This window comes from Streptomyces sp. NPDC090798, assembly GCF_044768965.1.
In the GTDB taxonomy this organism is placed as follows: domain Bacteria; phylum Actinomycetota; class Actinomycetes; order Streptomycetales; family Streptomycetaceae; genus Streptomyces.
Window position 1 is genome coordinate 202,723 of sequence record NZ_JBIVXA010000012.1, and the last position, 12,046, is coordinate 214,768.

A 12,046-nucleotide genomic window follows, 5' to 3' on the forward strand; every position below is an offset into this window, starting at 1 on the left:
CTCGGGCATCAAAAAGGAGGCCGCGCCTCAGATAGGTTCTGGAATAAAAAAGCTCATTCGGCGGCAGGGCTGAATGAACTACAAGGGGTTTTCACGCTCGCCTTTCCCGTCCTGTCGTCATTTGATGGTTCTTGACTTAAACGGCTTCAGAAGCCGGCGGCCGAGGCGGAAGGCCCGCCTCGATGGTCACCACCCTATGCAGAGCTTCCATGCGGTCACGCCTTTCACGTGCGCCTCAGCGGTACAAGTTGAATCATGCACCGGAGGGGTGCTTCAACTCCCGCTACCAAGCGATGGCCGAAATCTTTGGCCGAGATCTTTAGCTTCAGTCGGCATCCATCGAAGCGTGCGCGACCCTTGGGGTCCTTCCTGCGCCACGCGAGACGGGGAGGTGTGGGCGCCAGGAGAACGGTCCTTCGGTAAGGCAAACACGTAGCGGAGAAACAAGCCGCAAAAGTCGAGCCATCGAAGAGTAAGACGAGTCTCTGTTGATCACCATGCTGGAGATTTGCGCAAACTCGGAGGATTCTGCAATTTATACCGTATGTCCATTACTTGCGATGGCTGGGACTCCTGGGTGTAGCCACTCTTTGTAGGGTCAAAACTCGCCATGGACACCTTGGATGCAATGGCTGAATCGGCCTGGTGGTGCCTCCATCACCGGGCAGACGGCAGGAGTTCCTGGTGATGGGCCACGAAGGTCCCGGTCAGGGACCCAGCAGGGTTGCCCTGTAAGGAATCGAGGGAGGCGCGGTAGGAGCGGGCGTAGACCCTGCTGTCCCGCAAAGCGACAATCTGAGTGCGGGACACGGTCTCTGCTGAACAAACTCGGCCACATGCCCGGATCATGGTCGAGCAGCCCCGCATACAAGAACGCCGGGAAGCGCGCCTTCAGGTATGCGCACCGCGGGGCCGGGACGGCGAAGGCGACCGCGTGCGCGCGGCAGAAGCCGTACACGCCGAAGGAGGCCACGGTCGTAGACGTCGACCAGGCCAAGGTCGACCGGCTCAACGCCGGCAACTGCCCCATCTACGAGGCCGGTCTTCCCGAACTGCTCACCCGTCACACCGCGAGCGGACGCCTGCGGTTCACCACCAGCATCGCCGAGGCTGCCGCCTTCGCCGAACTGCATTCCATCGGGGTCGATACTCCCATTGACGCCGACGGCCGCTCCTACGACACCGGCCAGGTGTACGGCGCCATCCGCCAGCTCGCGCCCCACCTCGACCGGCCGTGCACGATCGTCGGGAAGAGCACGGTCACCGTCGGCACCACCAGCCAGGTCACCGCGCTCGCCCAGCGTCTGGCCCCCGCTGGCCGACGAGTCGATGTGGTGTGGAACCCGGAGTTCCTCCGTGAGGGTCACGCGGTCGAGGACACTCTGCGCCCGGACCGCCTCATCGCCGGTCTCACCACAGCCGAGGCCGGGAAGGCGACCTCCCGCGGCCTGCTGGTCGCCGTCCTGCGCACCGGCCGGCGGAAGGTTTACGTGATCAACCCTATGGCCGCCGCCCGCTACCGCGATCGCCACTCTGTCTCGCGCAAAAGTCCGACCCCGGTGACGCCCTCGTGCTGGCGAACATCCTGCGCACGGACATGCATGCCCACCGGCCTCTGGCCGACGACACCGATCTCGCCCGCGCCATCGCCGTCCTGGCCCGGGCACAGCAGGACGCCACCTGGAACCGTCAGACATCGCCAACCAGCCCCGCTCGCTGTCGCGTGAGTACTACCCCGCCGCCCTGGCCGCGGTCGAGCCGTGGAAGAACGCCCCTGTGCCGTCCCGAGGCCCACGCCCTGCACAAGGCCGCCCCCACCCCCAACCGCGCGGCTCGCCTGCCCCGCATACAGCTCCAAGCCACCCTCAAGCGCGCCGGACGCCAGCGTGGCATCGAGGCGGAGGCCGACCGGTGGCAAGAGATCCTCCGCGCTGAGTGGGCCCACCAGCCTGCGCTCGTGGAGGACGCCCTCGGTGAGCAGATGCTGGCCCTGCTGATCCAGCTGGAGGCCGCCTGCACCGCCGCCGACCGGCTCGCGAAGGCGGTTGAGAGGTGTTCCCTCGGCACCCGGACGCTGACATCTACCTGTCCTTCCCCGGCCTCGGCGTCCAGCTCGGCGCCCGGGTGCTCGGCGAGATCGGGGACGACCGCACCCGCTTCACCGACGCCCGCGGCCTGAAGGCATACGCCGGCTCCTCGCCCATCACCCGTGCCTCGGGCAAGAAGTCGTCCATCACCCGCCGCTGGGTCAAGAACGACCGGCTCAACGCGGCCGGCTACCTGTGGGCCTTCTCCGCCCCCAACGCCTCACCCGGCGCCAAAGCCCACTACCGCCACCGCCGCGACGACTGCGGAGACTGGTACGCCGGCGCCCAGCGTCATCTGTTCTACCGCATGATCGGCCAGCTCTACCGCTGCCTCCAGCACACCGAACTGTTCGACGAACACACCGCCTTCCCCGCCGAACTAGTGCCGCGGCAGGCAACGTTTGCCCGTCAAGGAGCGGCGTCCGGTGCGTGCTCTCGGCGTGCCGGCCGGAGGCCCTCGTACTGGACGTACTTGGGTCTTCGGCTGGTGCGGCGAGAGTGCGTGCCGGGCGTCGCGACGGGGCGAACGTTGCCTGTTGCGGCGCTAGCTGAAGCCGATTGACACGCTAACCACCTGAGGTGTCTACAGCGTCTCCGGGGCCACCAGGTTGATGCACCGGCTCGGCTTCAGCCCGCAGGTGCCCGCGCGGCGGGTGGTCGAACGCGACGAGCAGGCAGTGAAGGTGTGGAAGGAGGCGACCTGGGCCGAGGTAAGAGAGCCAGGGCGGCCTGCGGAGGCTACATCTGCTTCGAGGACGAGGCAGGCTTCACCCGAAAGCCGCCCAAAGGACGCACGTGGGGCCGACGCGGCCACACGCCGGTCGTGACGGTCAGCGGGCGGCGCTCGGGACGCCTGTCAGTCGCCGGACTGATCGCCACGCGGCCCGGCTCCCGCACCCGACTCTGCCACCGCCTGCGCACCCTTCCCGCCGACAGGGTGTTGAGCGACTCTGAAGATGTGCATGAGTCGACGTGCTGGTTGTCGACGGAGTGGTGTGAAAGGACACCGGCGGCCGTCAGGCCGCCGGGGTCTTCGTGGTCACGGTGTCGCTTTCGTGGTCACTCTGTCGCGTGTGTCTCGGTGATAGCGAGGCGGGTGGAAGACTCGTCGACGATGTTCTTCTCGTCGGCGAACGCGGCGATGAGGGACTGAAGGGCGATGTTGTTGACCGAGCGGGGCAGGCCGCGGCTGGTGAGGTGGATCAGGTCGAAGGCGTCGTCGGAGAACAGCGGGTCGGACCGGCCGGCGATCGTCGGGTGGTGCTTGAAGTAGCTGGCCGGCTCCTCCTTCGTCACTGTCAGTCGAGGATGCGGAGTGACGCGGACAGCTGCGTTCACGGGCTCCCCTCCGCTCTTTGAGTGCTGCCTCCGATTCCGGCAGGGTCAAGCTGCCTACGGCTTGGGCGCGGGTTGCTCGCCCGAGCCGCGGACGATCAGCCGAGTGGGCACGGTGATGGTGCGGGTCCGGGTGCGGTCGCCGTCGAGTCGGGTCAGGGCGGTGGTCGCGGCTGCCCTGCCGAGTTCTTCCGCGTCCTGGGCGACGGCGGTCAGGGCGGGTTCGAGTGCTTCGGCGAGTGAGACGTCGTCGAAGGCGACGACGGCGACGTCCTTGCGTTTGCTGCGGGCGAGTTCGGCGACTATGCCCAGCGCCATGATGTTGTTGCCGGCGAACAGGGCCGTGGGCGGATCGGCCAGGCCGAGGAGCTGGGAGGTCGCGGTCTCGGCCCCTTGCTGGTCGTGGGCATTGGTGACCAGCGAGCGGTCGTAGGGGATGTCGGCTTCCTGCAGCGCCGAGCGATAGCCCGCCAGGCGCTCGCGGCGGGTGTAGAGCTTTACGGGCAGGTCGCCGACGAAGCCGATGCGCCGGTGTCCGTGGGCGATGAGGTGGGCGACGCCGTCGTGGGCTCCGGCGCGGTTGGAGCTGACGATGCTGTCCGTGGCGAGGCCGACTCCGGGTCGGTCGAGGAAGATCACTGGCAGTCCCGCCGTACGGTGGGGCTTGAGGTGGGAGTGGTCGGCACCGACGGACGGGACGACGATCAGGATGCTGACGCGGCGGGCGAGGAACTTGTCCGTCAGGGCGCGTTCGCGCTCGGGGTCGTCTGCGGAGGAGCCCATGAGGAGGGTCAGTCCGCGTTCGCGGACGGTGTCCTCGATGGCGCGGGCCACGGCTCCGAAGAAGGGGTTGGCGAGGTCGGGGATGACCAGGCCGATGGTGGTGTCCGGGCCGCCGACGCGGATGTTGCGGGCCATCAGGTTCGGCTGGAAGCCGAGCTTGGCCACTGCGGCCAGTACCTGTTCCCTGGTCTGCGGGGAAGCGGGTCCGTCCTCGTTGAGGACTCGGGAGACCGTCTTGGCGCTGACGCCGACTTCGCGGGCGACGTCGGCCAGGGTGGGGCGGCGGTTCGCTGCCATGGAGAAACCGTCTCCTGAGGGCTCTCGGTTCCGGCCGCGGCCTCGGCCGGAAACTGCGAGAGCGGGGTTGTGCTGTCAGGTGGCCTGGACTCCGGCGGCCTTCGCGGCCTTGGAATCCGCTACGACAGTATCTCCGGCCGCGTCGAGGGTGAGAGCGCCGGTCATGATGGCGACGACCTCGGCCATGGAGTAGTCGGAGGGCTTGATCACGGCAGCGCGCCGGCCGAGGCGGTGGACGTGGATCCGGTCGGCGATCTCGAAGACGTGGGGCATGTTGTGGCTGATCAGGACGACCGGCATGCCCTTGTCGCGGACCCGGCGGATGAGGTCGAGGACCTGGCCGGACTCCTTGACGCCTAGGGCGGCGGTGGGTTCGTCCATGACGACGACGCTGCGGGCCCAGGCGACGGAACGGGCGACTGCGACAGCCTGCCGTTGTCCGCCGGAGAGCGTCTCCACTGATTGTGTCAGCGAGCGCAGGCCGATCTTCAGGTCGGCCATGTGCTCGGCGGCCTCCTGCCGCATGCGCTTCTTATCCAGCATGCGGAAGACACTGCCGAGGACGCCGGGGCGGCGCAGCTCGCGCCCGAGGAACATGTTCGAGGCGATGTCCATGGAGGCGGCCACGGCGAGGTCCTGATAGACCGTCTCGATGCCGTGGGCGCGTGCGCTCTGCGGGCCGGAGAAGGTGATGGGTTCGCCGTTGAGTCGTATCTCGCCCGCATCGGGGGTCACCGCGCCGGTGAGGGCCTTGATCAGGCTGGTCTTGCCGGCTCCGTTGTCGCCGATGACGGCGAGGACCTCGCCGGGGAGCAGGTCGAAGTCGGCGCCGTCGATGGCGGTGACCTGGCCGTACCGCTTGACCAGCCCGCGGGCCTGCAGCACGGGTGTGGGGGAGGAGGAGTTGGCGGTCATCGGGCCTTCTTCCGGGAGAGCTGGTCGACGGTCACCGCGAGGATCACCAGGACGCCAGTGATCAGGGTCTGGTAGATGGAGGCGACGCCCATCAGCTGCAGACCGTTGCGGAAGACGCCGACGATGAGGACGCCGATGAAGGTGCCCAGGACCGAGCCGCGTCCGCCGAAGAGGCTGGTGCCACCGAGGACCACGGCGGTGATGCTGTCGAGGTTGTCGGTCTGCCCCGCCTGGGGGTCGCCGACTCCGGTGCGGGAGATGAGCAGCAGGGCGGCGATGCCGTAGAGGAGACCCGCCACGGTGTAGATGCCGATGGTCAGGCGGGAGGTGCGGATGCCGTTGAGACGCGCCGCTTCCTGGCTGTTGCCCAGGGCGTAGACGTGCCGGCCCCAGCCGGTGCTGCTCAGCGCGTAGGCGAGCAGGAGGAAGAGGGCGATGGTGACCAAGGAGCCGTAGGTGATGTCGGTGTGGCCGAGGGGGAAGGTCTTTCCGAGGGCGGTCAGCGGGCCGGGCAGGTTGGTGACCGTCTGCTCCTCGGAGTAGATGTGGGTCAGTGCGAACGCCACGTTGAGCATGCCGAGGGTGACGATGAACGGCGGCAGCGGGATCTTCTGCACCAGCAGCCCGTTGAGCAGCCCGAAGCCGCCGCAGACGGCGATGCCCAGCGCGATGGCGACGAGCGGGGGCAGGGAGCCCTCGGCGGCCATCTTGGCGATCACGATGCTGCCGAACGCCATTACGGCTCCGCAGGACAGGTCGATGCCCGCGGTGAGGATGATCAGGGTCTGTCCGATGGCGAGGGTGCCCACGACCATGACCTGCTGCACGATCAGCGAGAAGTTCCCGCCGGTCAGGAACTGGTCGGTCGAGACGGAGAAGAAGGCGCAGGCCAGGAGGAGGGCGACCAGGGGTCCGGTGGTCGGCGCCGTAAGCAGTCTGCGGGCCGTGGTCGGTGCTTTGAGCTCGGCGTACGGCGTGGTCGTGGCTGTCATGCGAAGTCCTTGTCGGAAGACAGTGGTCGTTGTCCTTCCTGGTCGGAGGACAAGAGGACGAGCGGGCGGCCGTCCCCCCGTCAGGGAGGGACGGCCGCCCCGCTGAGGGGGCGTACGGATCAGGCGGGTGGCTCAGCCCCAGCAGTTCTCCAGGCCGTAGGCGGTGTCCTTCGACGTGACGCCGTCCTGCGCCTTGTCGGTGATCAGCGTGACGCCGGTGTCGGTGTAACCGGACGCCTTCTTGCCGTCCTTGGCGTACGTCACGACGGCCTTGACGCCCTCGGCGGCCATCTTCAGCGGGTACTGCTGCGACGTGGCGGCGATCTTGCCGTCCTTGACGGCCTGGGTGCCGGTGCAGCCGCCGTCGACGGAGACGATCAGGACGTCCTTCTCCCGGCCCTTGGCCTTCAGCGCGGTGTACGCACCCAGGGCCGCCGGTTCGTTGATGGTGTAGACGACGTTGATGCCGGGCGCCTTCTGCAGGCAGTTCTCCATCGCGGTCTGGCCCTTGGCCTGGTCGCCACCCGTGTCCTGGGCGCACACGACGTCCTTGTCGGTGGCGCCGAAGCCCTTCAGGAATCCGTTGTGCCGCTGGACGCCGACGGAGACACCCGGTGCGAGGTCGAGGGCGGCTATCTTCGCCGTCTTGCCCTTCATGGCGGCCTTGGCGTACTCGCCGATCAGCTGGCCGGCCTTGAGGTTGTCGGTGGCGAAGAGGGCGTCGACCGCGCTCTCCGGCTCGGTCGGGGTGTCCAGGGCGATGACCAGGACGCCCTTGGCGCGGGCTTTCTGGATCGCGGGCACGATCGCCTTGGAGTCGCTCGGGGTGATCAGGATGCCCTTCACGCCGGCGGCGACCATGTTCTCGATGGCTGTGACCTGACCTGCGTTGTCCCCGTCGAACTTGCCTGCCGCGGTGGACAGTTGGGCGCCGTTCTCCTTGGCGGCCTTCTCCGCGCCCTCCTTCATCTTCACGAAGAACGGGTTGGTGTCGGTCTTGGTGATCAGACCGACCTTGACGCTGCCCGATCCGGTGCTCGCGGTGCCCGATCCCGATCCGGATCCACAGGCGGTCAGCGCGAGGGCTGCGACACCCGTACAGGCAGCGGCTCTGAGCAAGGGGGAGGGCAGACGAGAGATGCGTGACATGAACGACTCCTGCGGGATTGCGGGGCGAACGGCCGGCATCGGGGCATGCCGTCCCTCGGTGTCATCGTTGACTTATGTCATCGTTGACACTGCTTGGCGAGGATGATGGACTCCGTTCCCAGGCAACGTCAATGCCTTGCACCCGTCACAAATCGGCAACGTCCGCGGCCGTCGCCCGCCCGAAGCCGTTCAGCGGCTGCCCGGGACGTGCTTGTTTCTGTCCGCGCATTCCGAGAGAAGAGCAGCCCATGAGCCCGCGCCAGATCACCGTCCTGGGGGAGTGCGTCGCGGACGCCTTCACCGAACCCGCAAGCGTCCCGTACGAGCTCGCCCTGCGGGTGCTGCCCGGTGGCGGACCTGCGAACACGGCGGTGGCCCTGGCCAGGCTGGGTACCCCGGCCCGCTTCCTGGCACGCCTGTCCGGCGATGTGTTCGGCCGCCTGTTCCGGGCCCATCTCGAGGCGTCCGGCGTGGACCTGTCGAACGCCGTCGCGGCCGCCGAGCCCAGCACGCTGGCTGTTGCCGAACTGGACGCCGAGGGTCAGGCTGCGTTCTCCTTCCATGCGCAGGCCACGGCCGACTGGCAGTGGACCAGTGCGGAGCTGGTCGGCGTTGACCTGGCCGACACCGCCTGTGTGCACACCGGCTCGCTGGCCCTGGTCAAGGAGCCCGGAGCGGCCGTGCTGGAGGACTTCCTGGCTGCCGCCGCGCCTCGGGCCACGATCAGCATCGACCCCAACGTCCGCCCGCTCCTGGTGCACCCCGAGGTCTACCGCGCCCGGCTGGCGCACTGGTGTGCCCTCGCGGATGTACTGCGGCTGAGCGAGGACGACCTGGAACTCCTGCTGCCGGGCACGCCGCCCGAGCAAGCGTGCGGCATCTGGCACGCGGCAGGGGCGCGGCTCGTCGTGATCACGCGCGGTGCCGACGGCGCCTTGGCCTCGCTCGACGGCGAACGGGTCCAGGTGCCCGCCGTCTCGACGAGCGTTGCCGACACGGTCGGGGCAGGCGACTCCTTCACCGCCGGACTGCTGCACCGCCTTGGCGCTCGTGGGCTTCTGGGTGGCCGGCTGACGGAACTCCGCCTGGACGACGTCGAGGAAGCCTGCCGCTTCGGCACCAGCGTCGCGGCCCTGACCTGTTCGGTCGCCGGCCCCAACCCCCCGTGGCAGAGCCAACTGGCGCAGCTCGCCACGGCCGACCGAGCATGGCGGGCGAGCACGCCGCTCAGCGGGACATCGCGTCCGAACCGTTGACGCATTAGCCGGATTGCCTCCATCATCGGGCCACTCGATGTCATCGATGACACAAGTCAACGATGACACCCCTTGCCGATGCCGATGCCGATGCCGATGCCGTGGACGACGACGCCGGCAAGGGCGTCACTTTTCGGCCGGATCCGCGCCGGGCAGCAGGCTTCGCTGCGCGGACGGCCGCAGCACAGGAGACACCATGAGCTCTGGATGTGTATCCCGGCGTGCCCGCATACGGATGATCGCGGCGGTGGCGACCGTCTGCGCCCTGTCGGCGGCCCCGCTCGCCCCCCAGGCCGTAGCCGCCGACACCTCGCCGTACTCCGAGACCTACCGCCCCCAGTTCCACTTCACGCCGGACAAGAACTGGATGAACGACCCCAACGGTCTCGTGTACTTCCAGGGCGAATACCACCTCTTCTACCAGTACAACCCCAACGGCAACTCGTGGGGCGACATGTCCTGGGGCCACGCGGTGAGCAAGGACCTGGTGCACTGGAAGCAGCTGCCGCTCGCCCTTGCGCACGACGACAACGAGATGGTGTTCTCCGGCAGCGCGGTCGTCGACCGGGACAACACCACCGGCTTCGGCACAAAGAAGAACCCGGCCATGGTGGCGATCTACACCAGCTACAGCAAGGCCACGGGCATCCAGGCGCAGTCGCTCGCCTACAGCACCGACCGTGGCCGTACCTGGACGAAGTACCAGGGCAATCCCGTCATCGACATCGGCTCCAAGGACTTCCGCGACCCCAAGGTCCAGTGGTACGCGCCGGCAAAGAGCTGGCTGATGACGGTGTCGATGTCCGCCGAGCACAAGGTGCGCTTCTACTCGTCCAAGAACCTCAAGGACTGGAAGCTGCAGAGCGAGTTCGGGCCGGCGGGTGCGACGGGCGGCGTGTGGGAGTGCCCGGATGTGTTCCCCCTCGCGGTCGACGGGGACAAGAAGAAGATCAAGTGGGTCCTGGTCGTCAACATCAACCCCGGTGGGATCGCCGGCGGTTCGGCCGCCCAGTACTTCGTCGGCGACTTCGACGGCAAGAAGTTCACCGCCGAGGACAAGGGCACGTACACCCCGCCCACCGGCACGGTGGTGCAGGACTTCGAGGGCACGGACTTCGGTTCGTGGACGACCACGGGCAGCGCGTTCGGCCAGGCGCCGGCAGCCGGAGCTGTGGCGGGCCAGGGCACAATCGACGGGTTCGACGGCAAGGGTCTCGCCAACAGCTTCCACTCGGGTGACGGCACCACCGGCACCCTGACCTCGCCCTCTTTCACCGTCGACAGCAAGTACCTGAACTTCAAGGTCGGTGGCGGTCGGCACCCGCACGTGGACGGCACCGTCATGGAGCAGGGCCCGCCGCCCGCGGGCACGGTCCTCGCCGACTTCGAGGGCGGCACCTACGGCGACTGGACGACAACCGGGGACGCCTTCGGCACCGCACCGGCCACCGGCACCCTCCCCAACCAGCAGGAGGTCTCCGGCTTCCTCGGCAGCGGCCTGGTCAACAGCTACCTGAACGGCGACTCCACCACCGGCACCCTCACCTCGCCCGAGTTCACCCTCGACAAGGACTACGTCAACTTCCTGGTCGGCGGCGGCAACCACCCCGCCGGCTCCGACAATCCGACCGCGGTCGAACTGCTTGTCGACGGCAACGTGGTCCGCAGCGCCACCGGACAGGATGGCGAGGCACTCAACTGGGCCTCCTGGGACGTCAAGGACCTCGCCGGCAAAAAGGCACAGATCAAGATCGTCGACGACAACAGCGGCGGCTGGGGCCACCTCAACGTCGACCACATCATGCTCTCCGACACCCAGGCCCAGCCCGTTTCCCAGGAAACGTCCGTCAACCTGATCGTCGACGGCCAGGTCGTCCGCAGCGCCACCGGCTCCAACAGCGAAACCCTGGACTGGGCCTCTTTCGACATGCGCCCCTACGCCGGCAAGCAGGCGCAGATCCAGATCGCCGACATGAACACCGCCGGCTGGGGCCACCTCCTGGCCGATCAGTTCACCGCCGCCGACACCCCCGCGAAGTCCGTCGTCCAGCGCGCCGACTGGGCCGACTACGGCAAGGACTACTACGCGGCGGTGTCCTGGGAGGACGCGCCGGACGGCAAGCGGTACATGATCGGCTGGATGAACAACTGGGACTACAGCGGCGTGATCCCCACGTCACCCTGGCGCGGCGCGCAGAGCATCCCCCGGGAGATGGCCCTGCGTACGGTCGACGGCCGCATCCGGCTGACCAGCCGGCCCGTGAACAGCGTGACGTCCCTGCGGCAGGAACGCCCGGCGACCGCAGCCGGTGTCACCGTCAAGAACACCTCCAAGACCCTGATTGGCCCCGCGGCCCAGGGCAAGGCCCTCGACATCGAGGCGACCTTCTCCCTCAAGGATGCCGGTCGGTTCGGCCTGAAGGTGCGTACCGGTGCCGGGGGAGAGGAGACCGTCATCGGCTACGACACCACGACACAGGAGCTGTACGTCGACCGCACCCACTCCGGCGCTGTCGCCTTCAACAGCACCTTCCCCGGCGTCCAGACCGCGCCTCTGAAGGCGAAGAACGGCAAGGTGAAGCTGCGGATCCTCGTCGACTGGTCGTCCGTCGAGGTCTTCGGCGGCAGCGGGGAGGCCGTCATCACCGACCAGATCTTCCCCGACCCCTCCAGCCAGGGAGTGCAGATCTTCGCCGAGAACGGCTCGGTGAAGCTGGACCAGGCCCGCGTCTGGCACCTCGACTCCTACCGCGACTGACGCCGACTGTCCCTGACCGACTTCGACCACGGAGGACACCACACCGTGAACAAGACCCTGCTCGCCGAGTTCACCGCCCGCGAGGGAGCGCAGGACGAGGTAGCCCGCCTGATCCTGGAGTACGCCAAGAAGGTGCGCGAGGAAGAAGGCAACATCGCCTTCGACGTCTACACCAGGTCGGTCAACCCACGCGCCTTCTGGATCTTCGAGGTGTACCGCGACGAGGACGCCTTCCAAGCGCACTTGAAGGCACCGTACGGCAGTCCGTTCAACGCGGCGCTCGTCCCGCTGATCGAGGAAGACGCCTCGGTGCTGACCTTCCTCGATCCGGTGACCTGACCTGGCCTCGCCCGATCCGGTGACTGACGTCGGCCGGGCCCGCGCCGCGGGGCCGGTACCGGCGCATCGTCATGCCGCTGTCCGGTGCGGCGATCGCCACGGTGGCCCTCCTGGCCTTCCTGCCGATGCGGAACG

The 12,046-nt window shown here is 67.9% G+C and carries 8 protein-coding genes and 3 pseudogenes; 5 read left to right on the top strand and 6 right to left on the bottom strand.

All coding sequences use genetic code 11. The annotated features are described in order from the left end of the window. Window positions 1-751: 751 nt before the first annotated feature. Window positions 752-976, bottom strand: a pseudogene (locus ACIQTP_RS26410) (hypothetical protein); the annotation flags it as partial. Here ACIQTP_RS26410 and ACIQTP_RS26415 point away from each other — a divergent pair. Beyond that, window positions 966-2,457: pseudogene (locus ACIQTP_RS26415) on the top strand (transposase); the annotation flags it as partial. The pseudogenes ACIQTP_RS26410 and ACIQTP_RS26415 sit on opposite strands and share 11 nt — an antisense overlap. 223 nt (window positions 2,458-2,680) lie before the next feature. Then, window positions 2,681-2,914, top strand: a pseudogene (locus ACIQTP_RS26420) (winged helix-turn-helix domain-containing protein); the annotation flags it as partial. Between the two features lie 232 nt (window positions 2,915-3,146). Here the strand turns inward: ACIQTP_RS26420 and ACIQTP_RS26425 are convergent. The 5 genes from ACIQTP_RS26425 to ACIQTP_RS26445 all read right to left on the bottom strand — a co-directional run bounded on the left by ACIQTP_RS26425 (window position 3,147) and on the right by ACIQTP_RS26445 (window position 7,558). Next, window positions 3,147-3,425 carry a hypothetical protein gene (locus ACIQTP_RS26425; protein WP_403403882.1) on the bottom strand — a complete coding sequence of 93 codons (279 nt, stop codon included), beginning with the start codon at window positions 3,423-3,425 and terminating at the stop codon, window positions 3,147-3,149. Window positions 3,426-3,479: 54 nt separating this feature from the next. Next, window positions 3,480-4,502, bottom strand: a complete 1,023-nt coding sequence (locus ACIQTP_RS26430; protein ID WP_403403884.1) for a LacI family DNA-binding transcriptional regulator — start codon at window positions 4,500-4,502, stop codon at window positions 3,480-3,482. 75 nt (window positions 4,503-4,577) lie between these two features. Beyond that, window positions 4,578-5,417, bottom strand: a complete 840-nt coding sequence (locus ACIQTP_RS26435) for an ATP-binding cassette domain-containing protein (RefSeq protein WP_403403887.1) — start codon at window positions 5,415-5,417, stop codon at window positions 4,578-4,580. Then, entirely contained in the window at window positions 5,414-6,409 is a 996-nt protein-coding gene (locus tag ACIQTP_RS26440) for an ABC transporter permease (RefSeq protein WP_054228398.1), read from the bottom strand. Before ACIQTP_RS26440 ends, ACIQTP_RS26435 begins: the two co-directional genes overlap by 4 nt. A gap of 132 nt (window positions 6,410-6,541) precedes the next feature. Beyond that, window positions 6,542-7,558, bottom strand: a complete 1,017-nt coding sequence (locus ACIQTP_RS26445; RefSeq protein WP_181648624.1) for a sugar ABC transporter substrate-binding protein — start codon at window positions 7,556-7,558, stop codon at window positions 6,542-6,544. Window positions 7,559-7,806: 248 nt separating this feature from the next. Here ACIQTP_RS26445 and ACIQTP_RS26450 point away from each other — a divergent pair, with 248 nt between their 5' ends. The 3 genes from ACIQTP_RS26450 (at window position 7,807) to ACIQTP_RS26460 (ending at window position 11,911) form a co-directional block, all read left to right on the top strand. After that, entirely contained in the window at window positions 7,807-8,814 is a 1,008-nt protein-coding gene (locus ACIQTP_RS26450) for a carbohydrate kinase (RefSeq protein WP_403403891.1), read from the top strand. A 196-nt stretch (window positions 8,815-9,010) separates the two neighbouring features. After that, window positions 9,011-11,572 (top strand): GH32 C-terminal domain-containing protein, encoded by a 2,562-nt coding sequence (locus ACIQTP_RS26455; protein ID WP_403403894.1) that lies wholly within the window; start codon window positions 9,011-9,013, stop codon window positions 11,570-11,572. Between the two features lie 45 nt (window positions 11,573-11,617). Then, the gene (locus tag ACIQTP_RS26460; RefSeq protein ID WP_403403896.1) at window positions 11,618-11,911 is read left to right on the top strand and encodes a putative quinol monooxygenase; all 294 of its coding nucleotides are present in this window, start codon (window positions 11,618-11,620) and stop codon (window positions 11,909-11,911) included. Window positions 11,912-12,046: the final 135 nt, after the last annotated feature.

Coding starts and splice junctions, on each gene's coding strand:
- ACIQTP_RS26430 (WP_403403884.1), bottom strand. CDS start 4,502: ATGGCAGCGAACCGCCGCCCCACCCTGGCCGACGTCGCCCGCGAAGTC.
- ACIQTP_RS26435 (WP_403403887.1), bottom strand. CDS start 5,417: ATGACCGCCAACTCCTCCTCCCCCACACCCGTGCTGCAGGCCCGCGGG.
- ACIQTP_RS26440 (WP_054228398.1), bottom strand. CDS start 6,409: ATGACAGCCACGACCACGCCGTACGCCGAGCTCAAAGCACCGACCACG.
- ACIQTP_RS26445 (WP_181648624.1), bottom strand. CDS start 7,558: ATGTCACGCATCTCTCGTCTGCCCTCCCCCTTGCTCAGAGCCGCTGCC.
- ACIQTP_RS26450 (WP_403403891.1), top strand. CDS start 7,807: ATGAGCCCGCGCCAGATCACCGTCCTGGGGGAGTGCGTCGCGGACGCC.
- ACIQTP_RS26455 (WP_403403894.1), top strand. CDS start 9,011: ATGAGCTCTGGATGTGTATCCCGGCGTGCCCGCATACGGATGATCGCG.